Genomic DNA, 26970 nt, shown 5'->3' with positions numbered 1-26970 from the left:
AGTTGACAAAGCGCAACCGCAGGAAGATAGAGGTAAGCGCAATGTTTACGTACAATTTAGTTAAGAAAAACAAAGGGGGACACACATATGGGATTTGGCGAAAAGCTATTTAAATTAAGAAAGGAAAAGGGACTTTCTCAAGAAATGTTAGCTGAAAAATTAAATACGACAAGGCAAGCAATTAGTAAATGGGAAAATGGTCAAGGGTTTCCTGAAACTGAAAAGTTAATAATGATTGGAAATGTATTCGAAGTATCTCTTGATTACTTATTAAAAGAAACTGCTGAGCAAAGTAATGACAAGGAACATGGTTATTATGTAAGTAAAGAAATGGCAGAAGGGTATATAGTGTATGGACAAAAAATTTCTAAATATATTGCGTTAGGGTTTAGTTTTCTCATTTTATCTACAATACCGTATTTACTATTTAAGGAAAATGCAACAATGTCTACATTCCTTGTCATTATCATTGCTGTCCTTGGAATTGGAGCAATGATGGTACCTGTAACGATAGAAGAGAGTCGATATAATGTATTGAAAAAGGAAGAACTACTATTTGATCAAAACTTTCTAAAAGAATTGACAAAAAGATATGCGACTATTAAGAAGAAGTATGCGGCAGTAGTGATCATTGGATTTTGTTTTATTGCAGCAGGAGCAATCCCGTTTTTATTTGAGAAAAAGCGAATCACTTCAGGAGAGCTCGTGCAGTTTTATCCTTATTGTGTTGTACTTATTGCTATCGGAGTTTATCTTTTTGTTCGTGTGTTAGGAGTGTTAGAGACATATCGAATTTTAGTAGAAAATAAAGAATATAGTAATCGTTTTATCTTTAAACTAAAAAAGAAAGTAAGAAAAAAGGTAGATAGTTTATAAGTAAGAAAAAAACATGTTTTGGATCCGTGTATTCAAAACATGTTTTTTATTGTTCTGAATTATTTCCAAAGAAATAATTCAGAAAATACTGAAAAATATCGTAAATATTTGTTGAAGTCTGTTATAATATATGAAAATGAAAACGCTTTAAAGGGAGGCTGTCACTAATATGATGATGAATGTACCGCTAACAATTAGTTCTATGATGGAAAGAGCAGAAAAGTTATTCCCGAAGAAAGAAATTGTTTCAAGGACGCATGATACAGTTACGACATTAACGTATAAGCAGCTAGGAGAAAGGACGAGAAGACTTTCAAGTGCGTTAAAAAAGATTGGGATTAAAGAAGGCGAACGTGTAGGAACGTTAGCATGGAATCATCATCGACATGTGGAAGCATATTTTGCTATTCCAGGTATTGCTTCCGTTTTGCACACAATTAATATTCGTTTATCTCCTCAACATATTTCATACATTATTCAGCACGCTGAAGATCGAATTCTACTTATTGATGAAGATCTTGTACCACTCGTTGAAAAGATTCAGTCTGAATTAGCAACTGTACAAGCCTACATTATTATGACTGATAAAGATGAAATTCCAAATACTACACTAGAGCCTGTATATCATTATGAAAAGCTATTGGCAGAAGGCGATCCAAATTTCCAATTTGTAAAAGATATTGATGAAAACACACCTGCTGGTATGTGTTATACGTCAGCGACTACAGGAAATCCAAAAGGTGTTGTTTATACACATCGTAGTACAGTGTTGCACTGTATGGCACTCGGGTTAGCGGATACGACAGCTTTATCGGAAAGTGATGCAGCAATGGCTATTGTGCCAATGTTTCATGTGAACGCTTGGGGGCTCCCTTTTGCGGCTACTTGGTTTGGGACAAAACAAGTTCTTCCGGGACCGATGTTTACGCCGAAAATTTTATTAGAAATGATTCAAACTGAAAAAGTAACGATAGCTGCGGGTGTGCCGACAATTTGGCTCGGTGTTTTACAAGAGTTAGAAAATAATAGTTACGATTTATCTAGTATAACAAGAATATTATGCGGAGGCGCAGCTGCACCGAAAAGCGTTATTAAAGCGTTTGAACAAAAATATAATGTTCCTTTTATACATGCATACGGCATGACTGAAACAAGCCCGCTCGTAACACTTGCGCGTTTGAAAAGTTATGAAACAGACTTGTCATATGAAGAGCAATTAGAAATCCGCTCAAAACAAGGATATCTTGTGCCTGGTGTTGAGATGAAAGTAGTTGGGGCAGAAGGTGAAGTGAAGTGGGACGGTACGGAGATGGGAGAATTATGTTTACGAGCGCCGTGGATCGCTGAAAGCTATTATAACGATGATCGTACTGTCGAAGGATTCCGTGACGGTTGGTTATATACTGGTGATGTCGTTACAGTGGATGAGGAAGGCTGCGTAAAAATTGTTGATCGTACGAAAGATGTTATTAAAAGCGGTGGAGAATGGATTTCTTCAGTCGATCTTGAGAACGCTTTAATGGCACATGACGCTATATTTGAAGCAGCTGTCGTTGCAATTCCACACCCACAATGGCAAGAGCGACCAATTGCCTGCGTTGTTCAAAAGAAAAATAGTACTGTTACAAAAGAAGAGTTATATGAGTTTTTAAAACCACAGTTTGCGAAGTGGTGGTTACCGGATGATATTGTATTTATGGAAGAAATACCGAAAACATCTGTTGGGAAGTTTTTAAAACAGGCGCTTCGGAAAGAACTAGAGCATTTGCATAAAGAAAAATAATTGAATTCTTATTTGTAAACTTTCGTTAAAATGAAGTTGACAAAAGGGGAGTTGAAAGCTAATATAATTCTTGTAATATGTTATCTGAATTTGACTTTAAGTTTACAAATAGGAGAAGCAAACATGAATACAAAAAACTTAGTTTTCGTCGCTTTATTTAGTTCTATTATGGGAGTGCTAGGGTTAATTCCTCCGATTGCTCTTTCTATTACACCAGTTCCGATTACTTTACAGTCACTCGGTGTTATGCTTGCGGGTGGACTGTTAGGATCACGTCTTGGAGCACTAAGTCAGCTCGTTTTCTTACTTATTGTAGGAGTTGGTGCACCATTACTTGCAGGTGGACGTGGTGGTCCAAGTGTATTTGTTGGTCCAAGTGCAGGATATTTACTAGGTTATATTGTAGGAGCATTTGTAATTGGTTATTTAATTGAGCGTTTACGTGAAGTTTCTATTATAAAAGTATTATGCATTAATATAATTGGTGGTATTTTCGTAGTTTATGTATTTGGTATCATTGTACAAGCTTTCGTAATGGATATTTCCGTATGGGAAACGATGAAAGTAAGTGTCGTATTTTTACCAGGTGATTGCATAAAAGCGATTATAGCAGCAATTCTCGTGACAAAATTACATCGTTCATTGAAACATATTATTACGCCTGCTTTGAAGAATAGAAAATATACAAATGCGGGATAAGAGAGAAGAAACACGCTAATGCGTGTTTCTTTTTATTATTTTGTAAAGAAAGGACGTCTCATATGGGGATTACAAAAGAATATAAAAAGCATGCTTCTTTGCAACCAAATAAAATAGCGATAAAGGAAAATGATAGAGTATTAACATATAAAGAGTGGTTCGAGTCAGTTTGTAAAGTAGCAAACTGGTTAAATGAAAAAGAATCGAAGAATAAAACGATAGCAATTGTATTAGAAAATAGTATCGAGTTTTTACAACTATTTGCGGGTGCCGCTATGGCCGGATGGATTTGTGTGCCATTAGATATAAAGTGGAAACAGGATGAGCTCCAAGAAAGAATTGCAATCAGTAATCCGAATATGATTGTGACAGAGCGATATAAGGTAAATGATCTATCGGGTGAAGAAGGAAGAGTAATTGAAATTGATGAATGGAAAAGAATGATAGAGAACTATATTCCTACTGATCACCCTGAAGAAAATGTACAACAGGCTCCTTTTTATATGGGATTCACATCAGGATCAACTGGGAAGGCGAAGGCATTTTTACGTGCGCAACAATCGTGGGTTCATAGTTTTGATTGTAATGTACATGACTTTCATATGGAAAAAGAAGATTCTATTTTAATAGCTGGAACGCTCGTTCACTCTCTTTTCTTATACGGTGCAATAAGTGCATTATATATGGGACAAACCGTACATATTATGAGAAAGTTTATTCCAAATCAAGTGTTAGATAAGTTAGTAACTGAAAATATTTCGGTTATGTATACAGTACCAACAATGCTGGAATCTTTATATAAAGAAAATAGAGTAATAGAAAATGAAATGAGAATTATTTCGTCAGGAGCGAAATGGGAAGCTGAAGCAAAAGAAAAAATAAAGAGTATATTCCCTTATGCGAAAAGATATGAATTTTACGGTGCATCTGAACTTAGTTTTGTAACAACATTAGTCGATGAAGAGAGCAGAAAGCTAAATTCAGTAGGAAAACCTTGTCACAATGTGCAAGTTCGGATATGTAATGAAGTAGGAGAAATAGTACAGGCAGGTAATGTAGGAACTATTTATGTGAAAAGTGATCAGTTTTTTATGGGATACATAATAGATGGAGTTGTAGCCCAGGAGTTGACTGCAGATGGCTGGATGACAGTGGGAGATGTAGGGTATCAAGATGAAGAAGGTTTTATGTATATTGTTGGTAGAGAGAAGAATATGATTTTATTTGGAGGAATCAATATTTATCCTGAAGAAATAGAAAGTGTGTTATATACACATCCAGCTGTTGAAGAAATTGTTGTAGTTGGTATAAAGGATAATTATTGGGGTGAAAAGCCTGTCGGTATCGTAAAAGGAAGTGCTACGAAGCAACAATTAAAGAGTTTTTGCTTACAACGATTATCTTCTTTTAAAATACCGAAAGAATGGCATTTTGTTGATGAAATCCCGTATACAAATAGTGGGAAGATTGCTCGTGTTGCAGTAAAAAATATGATTGAAAACCGGGAGAAGATATATGAATAGAGCGGTTATTGTAGAGGCGAAAAGAACACCCATAGGTAAGAAGAATGGGATGTTAAAAGATTATGAAATGGAGCAATTAGCAGCACCACTCCTTTCGTTTTTAAGTAAAGGAATTGAGAGAGAAATAGACGATGTTATATTAGGGAATATTGTTGGACCAGGAGGAAATATTGCAAGGCTGTCTACTTTAGAGGCGGGGCTCGGTTATCATATTCCTGGTGTAACGATTGACCGGCAATGTGGTGCTGGATTGGAAGCAGTACGTATGGCGTGTCATCTCATTCAAGGGGAAGCAGGTAATTGTTATATCGCCGGGGGAGTAGAGAGTACAAGTACATCACCTTTTCAAAAGAGAGCGCGTTTTTCACCTGAAACAATCGGTGATCCTGATATGGGAGTAGCGGCTGAATATGTTGCAGAGCGTTATAACATAACGAGAGAAATGCAAGATGAGTACGCTTGTCTTAGCTATAAACGGACATTACAAGCGTTAGAAAATGGATATATACAAGATGAAATATTGTCACTTAATGGATTATTAGATGAAGCTATAAAGCAAGAAATGAAGTATGAAAGAATTATTAAGAGAACAAAACCTGTATTTTGGCAAAATGGCACAGTAACGGCAGGTAATTCGTGTGGCGTAAATGATGGAGCATGTGCCGTTCTTGTAATGGAAGAGGGGCAAGCCCGAAAATTAGGATACAAGCCTGTCCTTCGTTTCGTTCGCAGTGTTGTAGTTGGAGTGGATCCAAATCTCCCTGGAACTGGTCCGATATTTGCAGTAAATAAATTATTAAATGGAATGAACTTAAAAGTAGAGGACATTGATTATTTTGAAATAAATGAAGCATTTGCTTCAAAAATTGTGGCTTGTGCAAAGGAGTTACAAATTCCGTATGAAAAGTTAAATGTAAATGGTGGTGCAATAGCACTCGGTCATCCGTACGGTGCGTCTGGAGCTATGCTTGTAACGCGCTTGTTTTATCAAGCGCAAAGGGAGCATATGAAATATGGAATTGCGACATTAGGGATTGGTGGTGGAATTGGGCTTGCTCTATTATTCGAAAAAGTAGAAGACTAGTAAGGTGACTAGTTTTCTACTTTTTGAGGAATATAGGCGTTGCTACCAGGTTTTGTTTTTATTTCGTTCCAAGCAGCAATTGCATCAGCTTTTGATTTTCCTTTGTTATTTGGATCTTCGAAAAAATCGCGAGTGAAACGATTGTATTCAAACTGCGCACTGATAGTTGTTTTATATGTAGGGTCTTTTTTACGTTCGTTTTCTTCATGCCAAAAAATGATCGCATCTTCATATGTTTTTCCAACATTCTCTTTAAAAAACTTTTGAAGAGCTACTGTAAAGCGGAAGTTTGCTCCAATTTTTTCTTTGAAAAAAGCCCGTACATCCTCGCTACAGCGATGGTTTTCAGTAATAACAGTTTGAAGGGAAAGATCTTTATAGGATAGGGAAGCTTTACTCACCCTTTGATCAGAACTGTTTTTTAATACTTTTCCTGTAGTTAAATAATGTGAGATACGCTCTGTTATTTCAATTTTAGAGCCGCTAGCTGGTAAATCATGCTCACGACAAAATGTTTGGAGTTCAGCTTTTAACCAATAATAGTTTTGGAAATCTTCAAGAGATATAGTTTTTGTTAAAGGTGGACGCATGAATATAGCAACTTCTTTCTTCCATAATTTTCTTTAATTATAAAACATATGTTCTTTTTATGGAAGGATTAATTTGTAAATATAATGGGAAGAGGAGATGACATATGGAAAATGTAATGCAAGTTCGTGTTACTGGAATTTTAATTGAAGATGAAAAAGTATTGCTAGTAAAGCAAAAAGTTGCTAATCGGAATTGGTCTTTACCTGGAGGAAGAGTAGAGAATGGGGAAATGTTAGAAGAAGCGATGATTCGAGAAATGAGAGAAGAAACAGGGTTAGAAGTTAAAATCAAGAAGCTACTCTATGTTTGTGATAAACCGGATGCTAGCCCATCTTTATTGCATATTACGTTTCTGCTTGAAAGGATTGAAGGTGAAATTACTTTACCATCAAATGAATTTGATAATAATCCAATTCATGATGTGCAAATGGCGCCGATTATAGAATTAGGTCATTATGGTTTTTCGGAAACTTTTATAACTCTTATAAGTGAAGGGTTTGCAAATGCAGGGAGTTATCAAGGTTTGAAACGAAATATTGGTCTTTAAATATAGAAGAAGGATAGCTGGTAAGCTATCCTTCCTAAAAATGTTTTACACCGCTGACTGTAAAGAAGAAACAAGCTGATTTAAAAACTCATCCCCGCTCATAATCGCTTTCCCGCCGCCACGCGCACTTTTTTTATTACCGCCACCTTTTCCTTCAATTGCAGGAAGGGCATCTTTTAAAAGGGCATTCATATCGAGCGTTACTGTTTTTCCGCAAGCGAGAATACATTGTAGTTTGTCTTCGTTTTCAATAACAAAATATGTAATGGTATGCTCTTGTTGTTCTGTAATAATAGCAGAAAGTTTTGCGATTTCTTGCATAGAACGAGTTGTAAATACTTTAGAAATAAGTGTTCCAGCATGTATTTCTGTAGGCTGTTGCAGTAATTCATTTGCCTCTGCGAATAATAGTTGTTCAGTCATTGTTTGTATTGCTTTTTCATTTTCTTTTTGAGAAGTAAGAAGTTGTGCTACTTTTGCTGGAATATCAGTTTCGCTACTGTTTAATTGTTTAGAAATATCTTTCATAATTTGTTGCTGTTGTCCCATTAATTTAAGTGTGCGCCAACCAGCGATAAATGTTAATCGTATACCACCTTTATTGCGCTCCCAGCTAAGTACTTGAATAGGACCTACTTCACCTGTATGTCTTGGGTGCGTTCCACCACAGCCGTTATAATCAAAGTTTTCGATAATAACAACGCGTATATTTTCTGTTAAAGTTGGTTCTTTACGAAGAGGTAAAGTTTTCGCTTCTTCTAAGTTCATCCATTTAATGAGAATGGGATGATTTTCAAAAACAATTTTGTTCGCAATTTGCACTGCTTTTTCAACTGTTTCCGCATGAAGACTTTCTGTTTCTAAATCAATTGTTACTGTTTCTTTTCCAAGATGGAATCCGATAGTTGGAATGTTAAAATGATCCCAAAAAGCAGCAGATAAAATGTGCTGAGCTGTATGTTGCTGCATATGATCAAAACGGCGTTCCCAATTAATTTTACCTTCTACTTCTTCTGTATGTAATTGTTCTGCAATGAAGTGGCGGATCTCTTCGTCGACTTCCTCAACACCAAATACAGCAATACCATTTAAAGTTCCAGTATCGTGCGGTTGTCCGCCACCTGTCGGATAAAATGCCGTTTCGTTTAAAACAACGTATAAGTTACCGTCTTTATCATAATCTTGCTTTATAACTTTAGTAGTAAAGTCTTTTTTATAAGCGTCAGTGTAATATAATTTTTGCTCCAATTTTTTTTCCCCTTTCGTGTTCACTAGTTTCATTGTAAAACAATTAAAATTAGTTTCCTAATATTTCAGAAGAAAGAAACTATTTTTAGAATTTTCTTGCTATAATAAGAAAAAGAAAATGCGGGGGTGGAATGAATATGCTATATGAAGACGGCGTAGATAAACTGCTTAGTTTAAGCAAAAATATTTCTGAATTATATCGAGAATTAAATGAAATGACCCGGATTTTAACGGATTGTAACCGAGAAAGTGTGAAATTTGATCGGTTATATGTAAAAGAAGTACTGTGGAAGAAAGAAGATGTAATAGAGAAATATGACCAACTACTTGTACAACTTTGCATCAATGAATGCTTTGATTTAAAAAGTGTCATTACAGGGGAGTATAAGTATACATATGAGGAAGTAGAAAACATCGTTTTACAATTTAATGAAAAGTATAATGTTGCAATTTTAATTAAAGATGTTTGTAAAGAATTACAGTTTACATATGGAATTGATATGGACATAACGAGAACAACTCGGGTATCAACAGCTCAAGTATAGAAAAAGGAAAAGAAAGCAGATCCTTTGCTTTCTTTTTTTATGTGAAAATAGGGAGAGTAGGTTTAACGATGAAGGGGAAGTTACAGCATATTCATCCACTTGGAATGAGTATTATTTTAGGGACATTGTTTGCTAGGTTTGCAACTTCAATGAGTATCCCTTTTTTAGCGATTTATTTAACGACTGTTAAAGGTGTATCAGCTGGAATGACTGGTGCTATTATCGGAACGAGTGCACTTGTTGGTGTTTTTGCTAGTTTTATCGGAGGGAATTTATCAGATCGATTTGGCCGGAAAACGATTATGCTCTGGTCCATGATCGTTTGGATTTTTGTGTTTATAGGTTTTTCACTTGCGGATCATGTTTTAAGTTTCTTTTTATTAAACGCTTTAAATGGATTATGTAGGTCGTTTTTTGAGCCTACATCAAGAGCATTATTATCAGATTTAACAAAGCCTGAGTATCGGTTACTCGTCTATAACTTACGATACGGTGCAATAAATGTTGGAGTTGCAATTGGACCAATTGTTGGATTACAGATTGGAAGTGCAAAATCAACAATTCCTTTTTTAGTAGCAGCTGGGGTATACATTTTATATACAGTTATATTAGCGTTCCAATTTAAGAAGTATCCACTGGAACGAAAGAAAATAAATACAGAAAAGCCTGTGACAATGTTAAATGCAATTCGTATATTGCGAAAGGATGTCGTATTTTTAGTTGCATTAGTCGGTATTATTTTGAGTAATTGTGGCTTTTCTCATCTAACGACGACAGTATCTCAATATTTTGCAAATGCACATATATTTCAGGATGGAGTGAAGTTATTTTCATATATGCTAGCTTTAAATGCAATTGTTGTAGTGATTATTCAATACCCTGTTATTCAAACGTGTAAAAGATATACACCATTAGCATCAATTATGGTTGGCACTTTATTTGTGAGCGCAGGGTTATTTGGATTTGGAATAGTAGAATCTACGTTAGGGGCCGCTGTATGTACATTTATTTTTACAGTGGGAGAAGTTTTAATGTTTTCAATGACAGATGTATTTATTGATGATATAGCTGTCTCAAATCTAAAGGGAACTTATTTTGGAGCGATGGGCTTTTCCGGAATTGGAGGAGTAATTGGTCCTTGGTTTGGGGGCGTACTTCTTGATTATTACGGGTATCAAAATGGGTTTGCAGTATTTTCAGCACTAGCTATATTTTCAACTGTGGCATTTCCTGTGCTTTTAGTTACAAAAGGTTTATCGAAAAAAAGATATGATAGAAATTCTAATATAGAAATGCATGCGAAATAACATAAGCCCCAGTAACCAACTGGGGCTTATGTTTGTATTTATTTTAACTCTTAATTTGAAAAAAGAACTTTCTTTTCATGCTTATCAGCAACTTCATTTTTGGAAATATGAATGGCTAAAAATCCATTCTCTGAGCAGGCTAGCATCTTCTTATAAATAATATTAGCGGGTAAAGGAATGAGCCGCTGTAAAGAAGTATTTTTATGAAGTATGCAAATGTTTAGGCCTGTCTCCATCTTTTTAATGAGTACATTTTGTTCAGTCACATTTGGTACATCTGTTTCCAAAATGTATTCTTGTTCAGTTTCACAAAGGTCAATATGAATTTGATTTGGAAAACTAAAATTACTACAAGAATCGGAACAAAATTGATCCATCCATTCTTCGAAACCATCAACATGAAAAAGACAATCCTTCTTTTTCTTGCCCATGTAAGACACCCTCCGTAAAATCTCAATTCATACTATGTTATGCATGAACGAAGTAGGGGTGAAGAATAAAATGGAAAAATATAAACATTGTATGTGGTAAAGGTAGCTAGTGTGAATGCTTTGTTTTACATATCATGATGTGCATGATTTTTTTGGCGTGAATGGTTACGGTTTTTTACTTTATGAGATCCGCTTAATGGTTCAGGTTGTCCTTTTTTTTCTTTAGATTCGCGATTGTTTTTTCCCATTGTATGTGACACCTCCTCTTTCTCTTTAGAATGAGAGAAGTTTGCGAATTTATACGAGAATGTTTTTTGAAAAAAGGGTAAAGATAAATGGGACTAACTATTACAGAAAGGGGAAAGTATAATGCCATATCATAAAGATAAACAACAAGCTTTTCAAGCAGCGCAGCAAGGGGTTACACAAGCAGAAAATTCATTCAACAATATTGTGAAAAATGATCCAAACTACGGTCATGATTTAAAAGAGTTACGTCAAGAGGTTCAACAAGCGTATGAACAAATTCAAAATGCACTTGAAGTAGCTTCGGAAACACAACGTCCACAACTTGAGCAATACGAAAATAATCTCCAAAATATTATGCGAAATGTAGATCAATTAGAAAAGTAAATGAGGTTGTTGTGGATTCAACAACCTCATTACTTTTAGTGTTACTATGCCGAAACGAAAAATTATTCTATTAATTTTTTCTTTAATTTGTGCAGTACATATATTTCAAGTGGACAAAGTGGAAGCTAAAATGTTGTTAAGAAAAGAGTTAGAGCCAACTGGTTATGTAACGTGGGAAGTACCTAATAATGAGAAGGTTATCGCGATTACGTTTGATGATGGACCAGATGCAACTTATACACCGCAAATATTAGATTTATTACGTCAGTACAAAGCAGAAGCTACTTTTTTTATGATTGGATTTCGAGTTCAGCGTAATCCATATTTAGTAAAGCGGGTTTTAAAAGAAGGACATGAAATTGGAAATCATACGATGGATCATTTGTATGCAAGTAACTCATCAGATGAGAAATTAAAAAATGATATTTTAAATGGAAAGAAGTATTTTAAAAAATGGGTGAAAGAACCTTTATTATTCCGTCCTCCAGGTGGATATATTAATGATGCCGTATTTACAACAGCTAAAGAAGCTGGGTATCAAATTGTCCTATGGTCATGGCACCAAGACCCTCGCGATTGGGCAAACCCAGGAGTTGAATCCATTGTAAATCATGTCCTAAAAAATGCTAAAAGTGGAGATATTGTGCTGTTGCACGATGGAGGAAGTAATCGTAGTCAAACAGTTGAGGCATTAGCAAAAATTTTGCCAGAGCTTAAAAAGCAAGGATATCGATTTGTTAAGGTTTCGGAATTGCTACGCTATAAACATTAGAAAAAATCCCAAAAGGCAGAACTACCTTTTGGGATTTTTCATTACTGATTCTTTTTACGTTTCTTATTATTTTGTCGCTCTGCAGGAGTTAAAGGCTCGTTTGCAAATTCTTCGTTAAAACCCGCACCTTGTCCTTGTGCAGAAGCAGCATTCATTCCTGGAATCACATGATTTGCTTTTCGTTTACCCATTTGATTTCACCTCTATAATAATTTTTGTAGGTTGAATGATGAACAGTTCATAGCATATATGAACGTAAAGTAAAGCACTGAAAGAGTACTTTACTTTATGGTAATAGTATTCATAAGGAGCATGAACACTATTCAAATTTAGAAAGATAAAGAAAACTTATGATAATCTATAAGTTTCTTATTATTTACTTATTTAGAAAGTTGTAATAAGATATTATCGTAAGGTATTGAAAAGTTTGTCTACATTTTATATTCAGACAACTTAGTCACGTTTAACAGGGGGGAAACATAATGGTCAAACATAATCCATTTCAATCACGTGCAACTTTTGAAGTAGATGGAAAAACGTATCATTATTATCAATTAAAAGCGCTTGAAAACGCAGGGGCTGGCAACGTATCTCAATTACCATATTCCGTGAAAGTTTTACTTGAATCTGTACTTCGTCAAGTAGATGGACGCGTAATTACAGAAGAACATGTTACAAATTTAGCGAAGTGGGGAACGAAAGATGTTCAAGATATCGATGTTCCATTTAAACCATCTCGTGTAATTTTACAAGATTTCACTGGTGTTCCAGCTGTTGTTGATTTGGCTTCGCTTCGTAAAGCAATGGCAGACATGGGCGGGGATCCTGATAAAATTAATCCTGAAATTACTGTAGACCTTGTAATTGACCACTCTGTACAGGTTGATAGAGCGGGTACAGCAGACTCGCTTGAATTCAACATGGACTTAGAGTTTAAACGTAATGAAGAACGTTATAAATTTTTAAGCTGGGCACAAAAATCATTTGATAACTACCGTGCAGTTCCACCAGCTACAGGTATTGTACACCAAGTAAACCTTGAATATTTAGCACCAGTTGTTCACGCGGTGAAAAATGCTGAAGGTGACTTAGTAGCATATCCTGATTCATTAGTTGGAACAGACTCACATACAACAATGATTAACGGTATCGGTGTTCTTGGATGGGGCGTTGGTGGTATTGAAGCAGAGGCTGGAATGCTTGGACAGCCTTCATACTTCCCAGTTCCTGAAGTAATCGGTGTGAAATTAACGGGTACACTTCCAAGTGGTACTACAGCAACTGACGTTGCATTAAAAGTAACACAAGTATTACGTCAAAAAGGTGTAGTTGGTAAATTCGTTGAGTTCTTCGGTAATGGACTAAAGAGCATGCCTTTAGCTGACCGTGCAACAATTTCAAATATGGCACCAGAATACGGCGCAACTTGTGGATTCTTCCCAATCGACGATATTTCATTAGAATACTTACGTTTAACAGGTAGAGATGAAGAGCAAATTCGCGTTGTTGAAGAATACTGTAAAGCAAATGGCTTATTCTATACAGCAGACAGTAAAGATCCAATTTACACTGATCTTGTTGAAATTGACTTAAATACAATCGAATCTAACTTATCTGGACCGAAACGTCCACAAGATTTAATTCCACTTTCAGACATGAAAGATGCGTTCCATGAAGCTGTTGTAGCTCCAGTTGGAACACAAGGACTTGGATTTAATGAGCAAGAATTCGATAAAGAAGTGAAAGTTACATTAGAAGATAAAGAAGTAACGATGAAAACAGGTGCAATTGCAATCGCTGCAATTACAAGCTGTACAAATACATCAAACCCATACGTATTAATTGGAGCAGGTCTAGTTGCGAAGAAAGCAATTGAAAAAGGACTTACAGTACCTGAGTATGTAAAAACATCGTTAGCACCGGGATCTAAAGTTGTAACTGAATACTTAGATAAATCAGGTTTAACAACTTATTTAGATCAATTAGGTTTCCAAACAGTTGGTTACGGCTGTACGACTTGTATCGGTAACTCTGGTCCATTAGCAGAGGAATTAGAAGAAGCAATCGCAGCAAACGACTTACTAGTAACATCTGTTTTATCTGGTAACCGTAACTTTGAAGGACGTATTCACCCGCTTGTAAAAGCGAACTACTTAGCATCACCACCACTTGTTGTGGCATATGCACTTGCAGGTACTGTGGATATTGACCTGAAAAATGATGAAATCGGTAAAGATGCAAATGGCAATGCTGTTTACTTCAACGATATTTGGCCATCAGCTAAAGAAATTGAAGATGTAGTTCAAAGCGTTGTTACATCTGAACTGTTCAAGAAAGAATATGCACAAGTATTTAACAGCAATGAGCGTTGGAATGAAATCCAAACTTCAAATGAAGCTTTATATACTTGGGATAATGATTCAACATACATTCAAAACCCACCGTTCTTTGAAGGATTATCTAAAGAGCCAGGTGAAGTTGAAACATTATCAGGTTTACGCGTAGTTGGTAAATTTGGTGACTCTGTAACGACAGACCATATTTCACCAGCAGGTTCAATCGGTAAGCACACACCAGCTGGACGCTACTTATTAGAGAACGGCGTACAACCAGTTGACTTCAACTCTTACGGTTCTCGTCGTGGTAACCATGAAGTTATGATGCGTGGTACATTCGCGAACATCCGTATTAAAAACCAAATCGCACCAGGAACAGAAGGCGGATATACAACATATTGGCCAACTGGTGAAGTAACATCAATCTATGATGCTGCTATGAAATATAAAGAAGATGGCACAGGCCTTCTAGTTGTTGCTGGTAAAGACTACGGTATGGGAAGTTCTCGTGACTGGGCTGCGAAAGGTACAAACTTATTAGGTATTAAAGCAGTAATCGCGGAAAGCTTCGAACGTATTCACCGCAGTAACTTAGTATTAATGGGCGTATTACCACTTCAATTTAAAGATGGTGAAAGCGCTGAAACATTAGGTCTTGTTGGTAACGAGTCATTTGAAATTCAAATTGACAAAACAGTTAGACCACGTGATCTTGTAAAAGTAGTTGCAACTGATGCAGATGGCAACGAAAAACAATTTGAAGTAGTAGCTCGTTTCGATAGTGAAGTTGAAATTGACTACTACCGTCACGGTGGTATCCTGCAAATGGTTCTTCGTGAGAAAATCGAAGAGTCTAAAGTGTCAAACTAAATAATTGAAATGAATGATAAGGAAGCTGACATATGTTAGCTTCCTTATTTTATGAAAAAGATAAGAGCTACATAGTGCTCTTATCTTTATTCACTCTTATTAAGTTGATACGTATAAGAATCAGTATCGCTAGTACTAAACTCTTTGACTAGAGTAAGTTGATTTGTATCCGGATTATATTTGAAGATTTTGACCGTATGTTCGCTACTTAGTGATGGATTATATTCTTGAATAGCAAACGTATTTTCCGCAATCTGTGTCATATTACTGGTGGGAATATTTTCGATGGAATCATGATTTGTAGAAATTTCAACGACTCTTCCACCGTTGAAAAATAAAAGAACGATTACTAAAATAACTAAACATATTCGTATATAGCGAAGTTCTTTACTAATAGGGTGTTCTCCCAAAATCATCATCCTTTCTATAATTATTGTATAGTAGTGGTGGTAGTCATCGTGAAGAAACTAAAAATACCGAGACCGGCTAATAAGATAAATGAGATTAAAGCGATATAGAGACAAATACGTCCAACTTGCTTTTTTTCAGGATCTTTACTGAAGAGCCAGATAATCCAAGTGATAATCCCGATTGGGGAAAATATAAAACTAAGAATATATAATAGTATTTTTTCGAATAAATTCATAAAAATAGCCCCCCTTTTTGAAGGTTTTACATGTGTAGTTTTCTTCGTATTAGCGCTGTTGTTATGTAGGAAAGTACAGAATAAACAGCACTATAAACAATCCAAGCGTCTAAGTTTTGTAAAGCTAGGTGTATATCAAATTCAGAGATGATAATGAAAAATATAAGTGGAACAGTAAAAGAAATAAAAATAGCAGCCCATTTGAATTTGTATAGTAAGCCGCTAAAAAAAATACATAGTAATGGTAAAGTGAAGAAAACAAAAGTAAAAGGGTTGCTAAGTAATTGTAAAATACATATCACCTCGCAGTTTTTATATGTATTTCTAATTATATGATGAAAAGGAAAATATTTCATCTTGGTTATAAAAAATTCTGACTATTTTGAATGTGAATATTTCCAAGCTTGTCCGTATAAGCTAAAATAAGGTATATAGTATTTTCATGAATATGTTAAAAAAGATAAACACGTTAGGGTGATATAAAATGTGGCGGAAGCTTACGATTATTGTAGTGTTACTTTGTTTAGCGGGATATGCAGCTTATGAACAGTTTGGTAAAAAGGATCAGGCGGTACAAGGGAAGCAAGAAAAAAGTGAAGCTGCTATGAAAGAGATGATCGCAAGGAATGGTATTGAAATAGGGAAGGTTGCACCAGATTTTGAATTGACTAAGTTAGATGGAACGAATGTAAAGTTATCAGATTTAAAAGGAAAGAAAGTGATTTTAAACTTTTGGGCAACGTGGTGTGGGCCTTGTCAGCAAGAAATGCCTGATATGGAGGCTTTCTATAAAGAACATAAAGAAAACGTAGAAATTCTAGCAATAAACTATACGCCTTCAGAAAAAGGCGGGGGAGAAGAAAAGGTAAGCAATTTTGCTACAGAAAAGGGAATTACTTTTCCTATTTTATTGGACAAGAACATTGATGTGACAACAGCGTATAAAGTAATTACGATTCCAACTTCATATTTTATAGATACGAAAGGTGTCATTCAAGATAAGTTCATTGGACCGATGACACAAAAAGAGATGGAAAAACGAATTGCGAAATTAAAGTAACGGTGAAAAGGTAGAAGTGGAAAGTAGCCATTTCTACCTTTTCTTTTTTAAGTGGTGATAACTTCATGATATGATGTAAGAAATATATCCGTTAATAGATAAAGGAGTGGTATGGAGTGGGGAATGTATCCTTACCGTTAGATTATGTTGTAATTGATTTTGAAACAACAGGATTTAACCCTTATAATGATAAAATTATTCAAGTAGCAGCAGTGAAATATCATAATCATGAACTAGTAGATCAATTTGTTTCTTATGTGAATCCAGAGCGTCCAATTCCGGACCGAATAACGAGTTTAACAGGTATTACAAATTATCGTGTTTCAGATGCACCGACGATTGAAGAAGTGTTACCTTTATTTTTAGCATTTTTACATACAAATGTTATTGTGGCTCATAATGCTTCTTTTGATATGCGCTTTTTGAAAAGTAATGTAAATAGGCTTGGCCTGCCTGAACCTAAAAATAAAGTAATTGATACTGTATTTTTAGCAAAGAAATATATGAAGCATGCACCTAATCATAAACTTGAAACGTTAAAGCGAATGCTTGGAATTCGCTTAAGTTCTCATAATGCATTTGATGATTGTATTACGTGTGCAGCTGTTTATCAAAAATGTGCATCTATTGAAGAAGAAGGGCAGAGAAAAGTAAATAAGGTCGTACTTGATGAAACTGCGGTATACGAAGCAGTGAAAGAAATACTTGCACACAATAAACGTAATGTAGAATGGCTGCGTTGTATGAACGTAGGAAGTTATTTAGATATAAAAGCTTTTTATCCAGTTATGAGATTGAAGGTAAAAGGACGAAAGAAATACGTATTAACAGAAATGTTAGAAGATGATGTGAAAGAAATATGTATGAGTTTAAACTGTGAACCAGCGTTAAAAAGTGAAGTTGGTAATACGAGAATTATGTTGAATAGCTTAGAGGATGTCTTAAAATTAGAACATTATATTGTAGAACAGTATGATTTTGTATTACAAGCGCTTGAAGAGTATAAAGAAAATGAAACAAATGCAGATGAAAAATTAAAAGAGTATTTAAATGTTAGGGTATAAAAAACTCCGTGTACAGTAACTTGTACACGGAGTTTTTTTAGGAGTACTAAAACATAAAATTTTCTTACAAATCTGATTAAAGAGTTTTTCATTTGCTCATACTATGTAGTAAGAAAGCGAAGGAGAAAGGGTGAGCAGCATGAGAAGAAGTCGCCGTAAATCGTTTGAAGAACTTGTAAATGAAAATAAACAACAATTATTAAGCGATCGCGATGCAATCGATCGCATTGAAGAACGTATTGAAAAACGTTATGAAATGAAACTTTTTAAGCAAGCTGAATAATTCTTAACACTGGTACGATACTAGTGTTAAGGAGGCGATAGTAATGGGTAATCCGAAAAAGAATTCAAAAGACTTTGCACCAAATCAAATTGGAACACAATCGAAAAAAGCTGGCGGCAATAAAGGGAAGCAAATGCAAGACCAAACTGGCAAACAACCGATTGTAGATAACGGTTAAAGAAAAGGAGAATGTTGCATTCTCCTTTTTTGTATAAATTTGAAGGAACATAGGCAATTTAAGATGGTATGTATAAAGAATTAGGAGGGAAGTACATGCCGAATCCAGATAATCGAAATGACAACGCTGAAAAATTACAAGAAATGGTACAAAATACGATTGATAATTTTAATGAAGCAAAAGAAACAGCGGAACTTTCTAATGAAAAAGATCGTGCTGCCATTGAAGCGAAAAATCAAAGACGTTTAGAAAGTATTGATTCATTAAAAAGTGAAATAAAAGATGAATCTTAATAGAATGTACAAAAAAAGAGCTGACAAAAGTCAGCCCTTTTTTGTAATTGTAAAGTTTTCGACGAGTAAACGCCAATTTTGTGGAAATGGTAGACCAATCTTCCAATAGCTAATACCGCCTATACCTTGTTCTTTCATTAAATTAAATTTACTTTGCACCGACCGTGAATCTTCAAACCAAACTTCGTGTTGTACGCCGTTTTCGTCAAAGTAATTAAAATGGGGAGCTTGAGCTGTAAAATCATAACGGATAGGAACATTGTACTTACGTGCTAATGCGACGGCTGCGACAGAACTAACAGCTTTTGCGGGCGGATTACCTTGTTTAAATGGAAGTTTCCAATCGAACCCGTATAAATTTTGCCCCATCATAATTTTTTGTGGAGGCATTTGAGATTTTGCATATTGAAGTACTTCTTTCACAGGACCGATAGGAGAAATCGCCATCGGTGGCCCACCTTGCCAACCCCAGTCGTATGTCATAATGACGACGAAATCAACAATTTGCCCTTGTGCTTTATAATCATGCGCTTCAAAGAATTTTCCTTTTTGAGTGGAGCTTGTTTTCGGTACAAGTGTTGTACTTAATGTATATCCGCTAGGTAAGCGTGTTTTCACACTTCGTAAAAAGCGATTATATGCTTCGCGATCTTCAGGCGCCACATTTTCGAAATCGAAATGAATGTCTCGCATACCGTATTTTTCAGCCGTTTGCAAAATGTTCGTAATAAATTTATTTTGAATGGTTGGGTCACGCAACAAAACAGATGTTAGTTCAGGACTAAAGTTCCCGTTTTCGATATTTGTAATAACGAGCATAGGGATGGTTTTGCCTTGCGTTGCAATATTAGCGATTTTAGCTGTTTCCGTTGGTTCTTTTAAAGTACCGTCTCTTTTTGCTTCAAAGCTGAAGTAGGCTAAATATGTTAAAAATGGATTAATAGCGCGTGTAGCATTTACTAAACTTTCTTTTATTGGTATTGTTGAAGGTTGTAAATAAGCGATGGATTCTACTGCTCGTTTTGTCCCTTTCGGTATATATAATTGTTGTCCGACATGGAGTATAGATTTTAAAGATAGGTTATTAACTTTAGCCAAACTAGCGAGAGGAACGTTATACGTTTGAGAAATTCGATATAAGCTATCACCAGGCTGCACATAATAATTATTTCCTTTCGTATTAACGATAAGTGCCTGACCAACAACGAGTGTTTCAGCTGGATTTAATCCGTTGTCTTTTACTATTTCGTCAGGTGTTGATCCATATTTTGATGCCAAGCTATATACGCTATCACCGCTACGAACAGTTACAATTTGAATCATATGCTTGCTCCTTTCAGGAAAAGATTCACTGTTTTTATTTTATTTTTGATTCCGGTGTATTATGATTAAATGTATGCAAGGTAGCAGAAGTGAAAGAAGGCGAATACATATGTTTGTAGCAGAACATGAAGTTGAAATCCGTTATGCGGAAACAGATCAGATGGGTGTTGTTTACCATTCAAATTATTTGGTGTGGCTGGAACTAGGTCGCACGAAACTTATACAAGATTTAGGATTTTCATATGTTGAAATGGAGAAAGAGGGAATTATTTCTCCTGTGTTAGACCTGCAAATTTCATATCGTAAAGCGATGCGTTACGGAGAAAAAGCAATCGTAAAAACGTGGGTTGACACTGTGAGCCCGCTTCGCGTTGTATATGGATATGAAATTTATAACGGCGAAGGTGACCTTTGTATTACTGCAAGTACGACGAATATTTGTGCGAAAAAAGAAGGGTTCCGCCCTGTATCATTTAAAAAGTTATATCCTGAGTGGTATGCGAAATATGAGGAAATAAAAAAGAAATAAAAAAAAAGCGTGGCTACTGCCACGCTTTTTTTTATTTTTCATAATTAAATTGCGGGAAATCGTCACCTTCGTTAAGTGTAACAGATAAATTATGTCCATCGAAGAACCACTCATCATCACCTTCAATAAAGAAGTTAATATCTTCTTCTTGAATTTGAACAGCAGGATGTGCAGGGTCATCTTTACGGATACCTAAAGAAAGTCCTTTTTGCACAGTACTGCAACCACCGTATTGTACGAAAAAGCGTAGTGTTTCACCTGATTGTAAGTGTAATTCGTTTTTATACCATTGTGCTGCTTCTTTTGTTACGGAAAGATTCATGTATAGTTCCTCCAAATTATATTGCTTTTTCTTTAGTATAAAAAATAACGCAAAAAGACGCTATTAATATGCTTCACGTTTTCTTTTTGCGTTATGTGGGTTACGATCTTATTTTTGCTTTTTTGAAAAGTTTGCTTTTGGTTCAGTTTTATTTATAATTCGTCCGATATTTGCACGGTGTTTATAAATAACCATACCTGCTAATAAACACATCGCAATAATGAAGATTTTATCCCCGCTAACAATTGATGCAATAACAGCAACAACAGCTGTTACCATAGAAGAAAGTGATACGTATCTTGTTGTAAATAAAAGGCTGAAAAAGACAACAGCTAATATTGCAAAAACAACTGGTGAATAGCATAATAGCACCCCAGCAGAAGTTGCAACAGCTTTCCCCCCACGGAATTTTGCGAAGATTGGATATACATGTCCAAGAACAGCTGCTAATCCAAACCATAGTGGGTGAACATCTAACCCGAAAATAATCGGTAGACTTGTTGCTAATGTACCTTTTAAAATGTCAGCAATTGTAACGATAAAACCTGCTTTTTTCCCTAGTGTGCGGAATGTATTTGTTCCGCCTAAATTACCACTTCCATGCTCACGAATGTCGATTCCATAGCCAATTTTTCCAACAACAAGTGCAAACGGAATCGAGCCAAGTAAGTAGGCAACGATAAATAAAAGATATGTAATAACCATGAGTTCAGTCTCCTTTATACAAATGTGTTGATAAAGGGTAAAAAGAGTTTTTCCCGTATATTGTACCATACATTTGTAAAGAGCACATTTCTTTTTTACAAATGAAAAATTCATTATTTCGTGAAAAAAATTTCACAGGAATGTTACATTTCTCACAGAAACAGTAAGACTATATGTAGTAACATTTTAAACAAAAGACAACAACATATTGGTGGAGGGTTATAAATGTTACGAAAAAATACACGTGGAGAAGAATTAATGAAAGTGTTTGAGACAATTGTCCACGGCAATGAACAAGATTTAATGCAAGAAAATGCAAATGTAGATGGCCGCTCTCCAATGGGAGTAATGGGAACGTTCGCATCTGAGAGTGCGAAATATTATGCAGTAGAAAATTTATTATCAGATCAAGTGAAAAAAGCGATAAATCAAAATATATTATATCCACATGATTTAGATTTTTATGCGACAGGAACGACGACTTGTTCGCAAATTCCGTTAGCACAAATGCTTGCTAACGGTTTTCATACTGGACATGGACATATGAGACAACCGCAAGATATTAAAAGTGCATTGGCTCTTTCTTCAATTATTTTTCAAGCGAATCAAAATATGCAGCACGGTGGTCAATCGTTTGCACTCTTTGATATTGATTTAGCTCCCTATGTAAGAAAAACAGTAGAGAGACATAAGTTACGATTACAGTCATACCCGCTTACGAAAGAACAAATAGAGGAATTTGCATGGAAAGAAACAGAAAATGATACGTATCAGGCGTGTGAAGCGTTCGTTCATAATTCAAATAGCATGCATAGTAGGGGCGGAGGACAAGTACCGTTTATTTCTATTAACTATGGAACAGACACATCGAAAGAAGGGAGACTGTTAATTAAGCAGCTGTTAAAAGCAACGCAGGCTGGTCTTGGTAAAGGGGAAACACCGATTTTTCCTATTCAAATTTTCAAAATGAAAAAAGGTGTGAACTTTGAAGAGTGTGATCCGAACTATGATTTGTTTGAATTAGCGTTAGAGACAACGGCTGAGCGACTATTCCCTAACTTTTCATTTTTAGATGCTCCGTTTAATGCAGTGCATTATGACGGGCGCCCTGAAAGTGAAGTATGTTACATGGGATGTCGTACTCGTGTTATGTCTAATATACATGGAGAAGAGACAGCGATTGGAAGAGGGAATTTATCGTTTACGTCTATTAATTTAGTGAAATTAGCGTTAATTAGTGGTTCAAAAGAAGCGTTTTTTGAAGCGCTAAATTATTACTTAGATTTAGGGATAAATCAACTATTAGAGAGATTCGCGTATCAATGTACGAAGCGAGCGAGAGATTTTCGATTTTTATATTCACAAGGTGTATGGCGTGGTGGAGAAACGTTACAGCCTGAAGATACGGTGGCGCCGATATTAAAACAAGGTACGTTAAGTATTGGTTTTATCGGTCTTGCGGAATGTTTAGTAGCTTTAACAGGGAAACATCACGGAGAAGATGAAGAATCATGGAAGCTTGGATATGAAATCATTTCCTTTATGAGAGAAAGAATGGATAAAGCGACGGAAGAACATCAACTGAACTTCTCAGTAATTGCAACTCCTGCAGAAGGGTTATCAGGGAAGTTTGTGAAAAAAGATAGAGAGGAATTTGGTGTGATTAGAGGCATAACGAACCATAATTACTATACGAATTCATTCCATGTTCCAGTTTATTATAATATTCAAGCCATAAATAAAATTCGCTTAGAAGGACCGTTCCACGCTCTATGTAACGGGGGACATATTACGTATATTGAACTAGACGGGGCGGCGATGCATAACAAAAAGGCGTTAAAGCAAATTGTACAAGCGATGGCAGAGAATGGCGTTGGATACGGTTCAATTAATCATCCGGTTGATCGTTGTAAGTGCTGCAAGTATCACGGAGTCATTGGAAATGAATGTCCAAGCTGCGGAAATGAAGATGAGGCCAATATAGAAAGAATTCGCCGAATAACAGGTTATCTTGTAGGAGATATGTCGAAGTGGAATAGTGCGAAACGTAGTGAAGAGATGGATCGGGTGAAGCATAAATGAAAGTTATGAACATCATTCATGATAGTGTAGTAGATGGAGAAGGATTGCGGACAGTCGTGTTTTTTGCGGGCTGTCCGCATCGTTGTTTCGGTTGCCATAATCCGAAATCGTGGAATATTTGCAATGGAACTGAAATGACAGTAGAAGAAATTGTGAAAGAGATTGAAAGTAACCCATTAACTGATGTAACATTTTCAGGTGGAGATCCATTTTTTCAAGCTGCTGAAGTGAAAAAAGTAGCACAAGCCGTGAAAGATTTGAAGAAAAATTTATGGATGTATACAGGTTATACGTTAGAAGAGATACAGAGTTCTCAAAATAATGATATGATAGAGTTGTTACATTATGGGGATGTTTTAGTCGATGGAAGATTTGAAATCGAGAAAAAAGATTTAACACTTCCATTTCGCGGAAGCTCCAATCAACGTATTATTCGATTGAAAGAGTAAAAAGGCGGGATAGATTATATGAATAAAACAGTATTGCTTGTTGAAGATGAAAGAAGATTACGTGAAATTGTTAGTGATTATTTTCGTAATGAAGGCTTTGAAGTGATCGAAGCAGAAGATGGGAAAAAAGCGTTAGAATTATTTGCAGAGCATGAAATTGATTTAATTATGTTAGATATTATGTTACCAGAAATAGATGGATGGTCTGTTTGTAGACGAATTAGAAAAGAGTCAGAAGTACCAATTATTATGTTGACAGCACGTTCGGATGAGGATGATACATTGCTAGGTTTCGAATTAGGTGCCGATGAGTATGTAACGAAACCTTTTAGCCCGAAAGTGTTAGTAGCTCGCGCAAAGACATTATTGAAACGTGCGGATGGTGCAGTAGGAGTAGCTGAAGAAAATGCTATGTCTTTAGCTGGAATAGAAGTGAATCGACTATCTAGAACTGTTTTAGTAGATGGAGAAGAAATAATATTGACACATAAAGAATTTGAACTTCTTGTTTATTTAATGGAGAACAGAGGAATTGTGTTGTCACGTCAACATTTATTAGATCAGTTATGGGGATATGACTACTATGGCGATGATAGAACGGTTGATACACATATTAAAAAACTACGAAATAAGCTGGGAGATAAAGCCAAGCATATCGGTACTGTTATTCGTGTTGGTTATAAATTTGAAGAATAACCTTTAAATTACTATGCGCTTTAGCTTGAGAATATAGCGAATTTGCACTCTTCTTTGTAGGTGGAATGTACAAAAAATACTTTTCTTGTCTACAACGATAGATAGGAGTATTTTTTTAATTGGATTTCACGATGAGTTCACAAGAAGGACACAAGCTGTGACTATACTGAAAGTACGAATTCACCAGAGAGGGGAAATAAAACATGGGATATTACGACGGACCGAATTTAAATGAAGAACATAGTGAAACGAGAGAAGTGAAAAAATCAGGTAGTAAAAAAGGATATTTTTTCACAGGTTTAGTGGGAGCAGTAGTAGGGGCGGTATCGATTAGTTTTGCAGCACCTTACATGCCATGGATGCAAAATAATGGAGCGGCAGTTTCGTCATTCAATTCTAATCAACAAGTGGAGGGTACTGTAGCTCCTGTTGTTAATAAAGTTAAGGGTGAAACTGATTTACCAGGTATGGTTGAAGGTGCAAAGGATGTTGTAGTTGGTGTAATTAATATGCAAAAGGTTGTTGATCCATTTGCAATGCAACCGACAGAACAAGAGCAAACAGCTGGTACAGGATCAGGTGTTATTTATAAAAAAGAAGGAAATAAAGCATATATTGTAACGAATAACCACGTAGTGGACGGGGCGAATAAACTTGCGGTAAAAATGAGCGACGGCAAGCAAGTTGATGCAAAATTAGTTGGTAAAGATCCTTGGTTAGACTTAGCAGTTGTAGAGATTGATGGATCTGCTGTTAATAAAGTTGCAACTTTAGGTGATTCCAGTAAACTTCGTGCTGGTGAAAAAGCAATTGCAATTGGTAACCCGTTAGGATTTGATGGTAGTGTAACGGAAGGTATCATCAGTAGTAAAGAACGTGAAATTCCAGTAGACATTGATGGAGACCAACGTCCAGACTGGCAAGCACAAGTTATTCAAACAGATGCAGCAATTAACCCTGGTAATAGTGGTGGCGCATTATTTAACCAAAACGGTGAATTAATTGGAATTAACTCAAGTAAAATTGCGCAACAAGAAGTTGAGGGGATTGGATTTGCAATTCCAATTAACGTTGCAAAACCAGTTATTGAATCGCTTGAAAAAGATGGAGTAGTGAAACGCCCAGCTCTTGGTGTAGGTGTTGTTTCATTAGAAGATGTGCAAGCTTATGCGTTAAATCAATTAAAAGTACCAAAAGAAGTAACAAATGGTGTTGTATTAGGTAAAATTTATCCAGTATCACCGGCAGAAAAAGCTGGTTTAGAGCAATATGATATTGTAGTGGCATTAGATGATCAAAAAGTAGAAAATTCACTTCAGTTCCGTAAATATTTATATGAAAAGAAAAAAGTAGGCGAGAAAGTAGATGTGACATTCTACCGTAACGGTCAAAAAATGACGAAATCGGCTACATTAGCAGATAATTCAGCTACAAAGAATCAATAAGATAAAACCTTAATTGGTAAGGTTGTCCGCAAATAGCGGATAAAAGAAAGTCTCTTTCATGTTGAAAGAGACTTTCTTTATCGGCTATACTAAAGGAATAGGAGGGATTAATTATGACAATTGAAAACCCAACTCGTACGGAAATTGGTGAAGTATTAAAGAAAAGCAAAACAATTGCGGTTGTTGGATTATCAGATAAGCCAGAACGTACATCGTACATGGTTTCAAAAGCAATGCAAGATGCGGGGTACCGTATTATTCCAGTAAATCCAACAGTAGATGAGGTGCTTGGAGAAAAGGCAGTTTCTTCACTAAAAGATATTAAAGAACACGTTGACATTGTAAATGTATTTCGTCGCTCAGAGTTTTTAATGGACGTTGCAAAAGAGTTTGTAGAGATTGATGCAGATGTTTTCTGGGCACAATTAGGAGTACAAGATGAAGATACATATAAAATTTTACAAGAGAAGGGCTATACTGTAATAATGGATCGTTGTATTAAAGTAGAACATGCGATGACAAAATAGTGTGGATTTTAAAGGTAGAAAGATTGATTCAGCCCTCTTTACAGACATAAGTAGGGCCGATGAACGAGGTGTTCATCTTGAGATTTTTTAAAGGCTGTTTTTGGGGATTGTTAATTGTTATCC

At 35.7% G+C, this 26970-nt stretch carries 32 protein-coding genes; 22 read left to right on the top strand and 10 right to left on the bottom strand.

The annotated features are described in order from the left end of the window. Positions 1-87: 87 nt before the first annotated feature. The 5 genes from COC96_RS20460 (at position 88) to COC96_RS20440 (ending at position 5965) form a co-directional block, all read left to right on the top strand. A complete protein-coding gene (locus COC96_RS20460; protein WP_098267023.1) occupies positions 88-876 on the top strand; it encodes a helix-turn-helix domain-containing protein in 789 nt (262 codons plus the stop codon). A gap of 169 nt (positions 877-1045) precedes the next feature. Beyond that, positions 1046-2659: a long-chain fatty acid--CoA ligase gene (locus COC96_RS20455; protein WP_098267024.1), complete on the top strand. Its 1614-nt coding sequence runs from the start codon at positions 1046-1048 to the stop codon at positions 2657-2659. Between the two features lie 123 nt (positions 2660-2782). Next, complete coding sequence (locus tag COC96_RS20450) at positions 2783-3358, top strand: biotin transporter BioY (protein WP_088233232.1); 576 nt, start codon at positions 2783-2785, stop codon at positions 3356-3358. Positions 3359-3420: 62 nt separating this feature from the next. Beyond that, positions 3421-4881: an acyl-CoA synthetase gene (locus COC96_RS20445; RefSeq protein ID WP_098769266.1), complete on the top strand. Its 1461-nt coding sequence runs from the start codon at positions 3421-3423 to the stop codon at positions 4879-4881. Next, the gene (locus COC96_RS20440; protein ID WP_098769265.1) at positions 4874-5965 is read left to right on the top strand and encodes an acetyl-CoA C-acyltransferase; all 1092 of its coding nucleotides are present in this window, start codon (positions 4874-4876) and stop codon (positions 5963-5965) included. The genes COC96_RS20445 and COC96_RS20440 overlap by 8 nt, the downstream gene beginning before the upstream one ends. An 8-nt stretch (positions 5966-5973) precedes the next feature. Here the strand turns inward: COC96_RS20440 and COC96_RS20435 are convergent, their stop codons facing one another. Further along, positions 5974-6555 (bottom strand): DUF6434 domain-containing protein, encoded by a 582-nt coding sequence (locus COC96_RS20435; protein WP_098267027.1) that lies wholly within the window; start codon positions 6553-6555, stop codon positions 5974-5976. A 104-nt stretch (positions 6556-6659) separates the two neighbouring features. Here COC96_RS20435 and COC96_RS20430 point away from each other — a divergent pair, with 104 nt between their 5' ends. Beyond that, positions 6660-7103, top strand: a complete 444-nt coding sequence (locus COC96_RS20430) for an NUDIX domain-containing protein (protein ID WP_088233235.1) — start codon at positions 6660-6662, stop codon at positions 7101-7103. A 45-nt stretch (positions 7104-7148) separates the two neighbouring features. On the opposite strand, the gene COC96_RS20425 is transcribed toward COC96_RS20430, so the two are convergent. Next, the gene (locus tag COC96_RS20425) at positions 7149-8351 is read right to left on the bottom strand and encodes an alanyl-tRNA editing protein (RefSeq protein WP_180234966.1); all 1203 of its coding nucleotides are present in this window, start codon (positions 8349-8351) and stop codon (positions 7149-7151) included. Between the two features lie 137 nt (positions 8352-8488). On the opposite strand from COC96_RS20425, the gene COC96_RS20420 reads away from it, so the two are divergent. Further along, entirely contained in the window at positions 8489-8896 is a 408-nt protein-coding gene (locus COC96_RS20420) for a hypothetical protein (RefSeq protein WP_142340025.1), read from the top strand. A gap of 68 nt (positions 8897-8964) precedes the next feature. After that, entirely contained in the window at positions 8965-10203 is a 1239-nt protein-coding gene (locus COC96_RS20415; RefSeq protein ID WP_098769262.1) for an MDR family MFS transporter, read from the top strand. Positions 10204-10253: 50 nt separating this feature from the next. Here the strand turns inward: COC96_RS20415 and COC96_RS20410 are convergent, their stop codons facing one another. Together COC96_RS20410 and COC96_RS20405 are read right to left on the bottom strand one after the other, a co-directional pair. Beyond that, the gene (locus COC96_RS20410) at positions 10254-10634 is read right to left on the bottom strand and encodes an Hsp20/alpha crystallin family protein (RefSeq protein WP_141536080.1); all 381 of its coding nucleotides are present in this window, start codon (positions 10632-10634) and stop codon (positions 10254-10256) included. 125 nt (positions 10635-10759) lie between these two features. Next, the gene (locus tag COC96_RS20405) at positions 10760-10882 is read right to left on the bottom strand and encodes a small acid-soluble spore protein P (protein ID WP_000517651.1); all 123 of its coding nucleotides are present in this window, start codon (positions 10880-10882) and stop codon (positions 10760-10762) included. A 121-nt stretch (positions 10883-11003) separates the two neighbouring features. Here COC96_RS20405 and COC96_RS20400 point away from each other — a divergent pair, with 121 nt between their 5' ends. Further along, entirely contained in the window at positions 11004-11267 is a 264-nt protein-coding gene (locus tag COC96_RS20400) for a hypothetical protein (RefSeq protein ID WP_088233240.1), read from the top strand. Between the two features lie 46 nt (positions 11268-11313). Continuing rightward, entirely contained in the window at positions 11314-12039 is a 726-nt protein-coding gene (pdaB, locus tag COC96_RS20395) for a polysaccharide deacetylase family sporulation protein PdaB (RefSeq protein ID WP_098267034.1), read from the top strand. A 41-nt stretch (positions 12040-12080) separates the two neighbouring features. On the opposite strand, the gene sspO is transcribed toward pdaB, so the two are convergent. Continuing rightward, positions 12081-12230, bottom strand: a complete 150-nt coding sequence (gene sspO / locus COC96_RS20390) for a small acid-soluble spore protein O (RefSeq protein WP_097902774.1) — start codon at positions 12228-12230, stop codon at positions 12081-12083. A 291-nt stretch (positions 12231-12521) separates the two neighbouring features. Between sspO and acnA the strand changes: the two genes are divergently transcribed. Further along, positions 12522-15245 carry an aconitate hydratase AcnA gene (gene acnA, locus COC96_RS20385; RefSeq protein WP_098252602.1) on the top strand — a complete coding sequence of 908 codons (2724 nt, stop codon included), beginning with the start codon at positions 12522-12524 and terminating at the stop codon, positions 15243-15245. 86 nt (positions 15246-15331) lie between these two features. On the opposite strand, the gene COC96_RS20380 is transcribed toward acnA, so the two are convergent. Both COC96_RS20380 and COC96_RS20375 read right to left on the bottom strand, forming a co-directional pair. After that, positions 15332-15664 (bottom strand): YmzC family protein, encoded by a 333-nt coding sequence (locus COC96_RS20380; RefSeq protein ID WP_098769261.1) that lies wholly within the window; start codon positions 15662-15664, stop codon positions 15332-15334. A gap of 11 nt (positions 15665-15675) precedes the next feature. After that, positions 15676-15891 (bottom strand): hypothetical protein, encoded by a 216-nt coding sequence (locus COC96_RS20375; protein ID WP_098769260.1) that lies wholly within the window; start codon positions 15889-15891, stop codon positions 15676-15678. A 484-nt stretch (positions 15892-16375) separates the two neighbouring features. Here COC96_RS20375 and COC96_RS20365 point away from each other — a divergent pair, with 484 nt between their 5' ends. The 5 genes from COC96_RS20365 to tlp all read left to right on the top strand — a co-directional run bounded on the left by COC96_RS20365 (position 16376) and on the right by tlp (position 18769). Then, positions 16376-16951: a TlpA family protein disulfide reductase gene (locus COC96_RS20365; protein WP_098252606.1), complete on the top strand. Its 576-nt coding sequence runs from the start codon at positions 16376-16378 to the stop codon at positions 16949-16951. Positions 16952-17067: 116 nt separating this feature from the next. Continuing rightward, complete coding sequence (locus COC96_RS20360; protein WP_098769259.1) at positions 17068-18015, top strand: 3'-5' exonuclease; 948 nt, start codon at positions 17068-17070, stop codon at positions 18013-18015. 139 nt (positions 18016-18154) lie between these two features. Continuing rightward, positions 18155-18298, top strand: coding sequence for an FbpB family small basic protein (locus tag COC96_RS20355; RefSeq protein WP_001254699.1), 144 nt, complete (start codon positions 18155-18157; stop codon positions 18296-18298). A 43-nt stretch (positions 18299-18341) separates the two neighbouring features. Continuing rightward, positions 18342-18476: an acid-soluble spore protein SspN gene (gene sspN, locus COC96_RS20350; RefSeq protein ID WP_000527988.1), complete on the top strand. Its 135-nt coding sequence runs from the start codon at positions 18342-18344 to the stop codon at positions 18474-18476. 95 nt (positions 18477-18571) lie between these two features. Then, on the top strand, positions 18572-18769 hold the full coding sequence (tlp, locus tag COC96_RS20345) for a small acid-soluble spore protein Tlp (protein WP_001133508.1): 198 nt from the start codon (positions 18572-18574) through the stop codon (positions 18767-18769). Between the two features lie 30 nt (positions 18770-18799). Here the strand turns inward: tlp and COC96_RS20340 are convergent, their stop codons facing one another. Continuing rightward, entirely contained in the window at positions 18800-20092 is a 1293-nt protein-coding gene (locus COC96_RS20340) for a glycosyl hydrolase family 18 protein (RefSeq protein WP_088233195.1), read from the bottom strand. 109 nt (positions 20093-20201) lie between these two features. Here COC96_RS20340 and COC96_RS20335 point away from each other — a divergent pair, with 109 nt between their 5' ends. Next, a complete protein-coding gene (locus COC96_RS20335; RefSeq protein WP_098267036.1) occupies positions 20202-20621 on the top strand; it encodes an acyl-CoA thioesterase in 420 nt (139 codons plus the stop codon). Positions 20622-20652: 31 nt separating this feature from the next. Here the strand turns inward: COC96_RS20335 and COC96_RS20330 are convergent, their stop codons facing one another. Together COC96_RS20330 and plsY are read right to left on the bottom strand one after the other, a co-directional pair. After that, positions 20653-20943, bottom strand: coding sequence for a HesB/YadR/YfhF family protein (locus tag COC96_RS20330; protein ID WP_098267037.1), 291 nt, complete (start codon positions 20941-20943; stop codon positions 20653-20655). 108 nt (positions 20944-21051) lie between these two features. Then, positions 21052-21648: a glycerol-3-phosphate 1-O-acyltransferase PlsY gene (gene plsY, locus COC96_RS20325; protein WP_000237189.1), complete on the bottom strand. Its 597-nt coding sequence runs from the start codon at positions 21646-21648 to the stop codon at positions 21052-21054. A gap of 225 nt (positions 21649-21873) precedes the next feature. Here plsY and COC96_RS20320 point away from each other — a divergent pair, with 225 nt between their 5' ends. From COC96_RS20320 to COC96_RS20300, 5 genes are all read left to right on the top strand, one after another. Then, positions 21874-23730: an anaerobic ribonucleoside triphosphate reductase gene (locus tag COC96_RS20320; protein ID WP_098267038.1), complete on the top strand. Its 1857-nt coding sequence runs from the start codon at positions 21874-21876 to the stop codon at positions 23728-23730. Then, complete coding sequence (gene nrdG, locus COC96_RS20315; protein ID WP_097902764.1) at positions 23727-24179, top strand: anaerobic ribonucleoside-triphosphate reductase activating protein; 453 nt, start codon at positions 23727-23729, stop codon at positions 24177-24179. Before COC96_RS20320 ends, nrdG begins: the two co-directional genes overlap by 4 nt. 18 nt (positions 24180-24197) lie before the next feature. Then, positions 24198-24875 carry a response regulator transcription factor gene (locus tag COC96_RS20310; RefSeq protein WP_097902763.1) on the top strand — a complete coding sequence of 226 codons (678 nt, stop codon included), beginning with the start codon at positions 24198-24200 and terminating at the stop codon, positions 24873-24875. 203 nt (positions 24876-25078) lie between these two features. Further along, positions 25079-26320 (top strand): S1C family serine protease, encoded by a 1242-nt coding sequence (locus COC96_RS20305; protein ID WP_098267039.1) that lies wholly within the window; start codon positions 25079-25081, stop codon positions 26318-26320. A gap of 113 nt (positions 26321-26433) precedes the next feature. Beyond that, a complete protein-coding gene (locus COC96_RS20300; protein ID WP_098267040.1) occupies positions 26434-26847 on the top strand; it encodes a CoA-binding protein in 414 nt (137 codons plus the stop codon). Positions 26848-26970: the final 123 nt, after the last annotated feature.

It is taken from the genome of Bacillus cereus, from assembly GCF_002577405.1.
In the GTDB taxonomy this organism is placed as follows: domain Bacteria; phylum Bacillota; class Bacilli; order Bacillales; family Bacillaceae_G; genus Bacillus_A; species Bacillus_A cereus_AU.
The sequence above is the reverse complement of the archived record's forward strand: the minus strand, read 5'-3'. Positions and strand labels throughout refer to the sequence as shown.

Coding starts and splice junctions, on each gene's coding strand:
- COC96_RS20460 (WP_098267023.1), top strand. CDS start 88: ATGGGATTTGGCGAAAAGCTATTTAAATTAAGAAAGGAAAAGGGACTT.
- COC96_RS20455 (WP_098267024.1), top strand. CDS start 1,046: ATGATGATGAATGTACCGCTAACAATTAGTTCTATGATGGAAAGAGCA.
- COC96_RS20450 (WP_088233232.1), top strand. CDS start 2,783: ATGAATACAAAAAACTTAGTTTTCGTCGCTTTATTTAGTTCTATTATG.
- COC96_RS20445 (WP_098769266.1), top strand. CDS start 3,421: ATGGGGATTACAAAAGAATATAAAAAGCATGCTTCTTTGCAACCAAAT.
- COC96_RS20440 (WP_098769265.1), top strand. CDS start 4,874: ATGAATAGAGCGGTTATTGTAGAGGCGAAAAGAACACCCATAGGTAAG.
- COC96_RS20435 (WP_098267027.1), bottom strand. CDS start 6,555: ATGCGTCCACCTTTAACAAAAACTATATCTCTTGAAGATTTCCAAAAC.
- COC96_RS20430 (WP_088233235.1), top strand. CDS start 6,660: ATGGAAAATGTAATGCAAGTTCGTGTTACTGGAATTTTAATTGAAGAT.
- COC96_RS20420 (WP_142340025.1), top strand. CDS start 8,489: ATGCTATATGAAGACGGCGTAGATAAACTGCTTAGTTTAAGCAAAAAT.
- COC96_RS20415 (WP_098769262.1), top strand. CDS start 8,965: ATGAAGGGGAAGTTACAGCATATTCATCCACTTGGAATGAGTATTATT.
- COC96_RS20410 (WP_141536080.1), bottom strand. CDS start 10,634: ATGGGCAAGAAAAAGAAGGATTGTCTTTTTCATGTTGATGGTTTCGAA.
- COC96_RS20405 (WP_000517651.1), bottom strand. CDS start 10,882: ATGGGAAAAAACAATCGCGAATCTAAAGAAAAAAAAGGACAACCTGAA.
- COC96_RS20400 (WP_088233240.1), top strand. CDS start 11,004: ATGCCATATCATAAAGATAAACAACAAGCTTTTCAAGCAGCGCAGCAA.
- pdaB (WP_098267034.1), top strand. CDS start 11,314: ATGCCGAAACGAAAAATTATTCTATTAATTTTTTCTTTAATTTGTGCA.
- sspO (WP_097902774.1), bottom strand. CDS start 12,230: ATGGGTAAACGAAAAGCAAATCATGTGATTCCAGGAATGAATGCTGCT.
- acnA (WP_098252602.1), top strand. CDS start 12,522: ATGGTCAAACATAATCCATTTCAATCACGTGCAACTTTTGAAGTAGAT.
- COC96_RS20380 (WP_098769261.1), bottom strand. CDS start 15,664: ATGATGATTTTGGGAGAACACCCTATTAGTAAAGAACTTCGCTATATA.
- COC96_RS20375 (WP_098769260.1), bottom strand. CDS start 15,891: ATGAATTTATTCGAAAAAATACTATTATATATTCTTAGTTTTATATTT.
- COC96_RS20365 (WP_098252606.1), top strand. CDS start 16,376: ATGTGGCGGAAGCTTACGATTATTGTAGTGTTACTTTGTTTAGCGGGA.
- COC96_RS20355 (WP_001254699.1), top strand. CDS start 18,155: ATGAGAAGAAGTCGCCGTAAATCGTTTGAAGAACTTGTAAATGAAAAT.
- sspN (WP_000527988.1), top strand. CDS start 18,342: ATGGGTAATCCGAAAAAGAATTCAAAAGACTTTGCACCAAATCAAATT.
- tlp (WP_001133508.1), top strand. CDS start 18,572: ATGCCGAATCCAGATAATCGAAATGACAACGCTGAAAAATTACAAGAA.
- COC96_RS20340 (WP_088233195.1), bottom strand. CDS start 20,092: ATGATTCAAATTGTAACTGTTCGTAGCGGTGATAGCGTATATAGCTTG.
- COC96_RS20335 (WP_098267036.1), top strand. CDS start 20,202: ATGTTTGTAGCAGAACATGAAGTTGAAATCCGTTATGCGGAAACAGAT.
- COC96_RS20330 (WP_098267037.1), bottom strand. CDS start 20,943: ATGAATCTTTCCGTAACAAAAGAAGCAGCACAATGGTATAAAAACGAA.
- plsY (WP_000237189.1), bottom strand. CDS start 21,648: ATGGTTATTACATATCTTTTATTTATCGTTGCCTACTTACTTGGCTCG.
- COC96_RS20320 (WP_098267038.1), top strand. CDS start 21,874: ATGTTACGAAAAAATACACGTGGAGAAGAATTAATGAAAGTGTTTGAG.
- nrdG (WP_097902764.1), top strand. CDS start 23,727: ATGAAAGTTATGAACATCATTCATGATAGTGTAGTAGATGGAGAAGGA.
- COC96_RS20310 (WP_097902763.1), top strand. CDS start 24,198: ATGAATAAAACAGTATTGCTTGTTGAAGATGAAAGAAGATTACGTGAA.
- COC96_RS20305 (WP_098267039.1), top strand. CDS start 25,079: ATGGGATATTACGACGGACCGAATTTAAATGAAGAACATAGTGAAACG.
- COC96_RS20300 (WP_098267040.1), top strand. CDS start 26,434: ATGACAATTGAAAACCCAACTCGTACGGAAATTGGTGAAGTATTAAAG.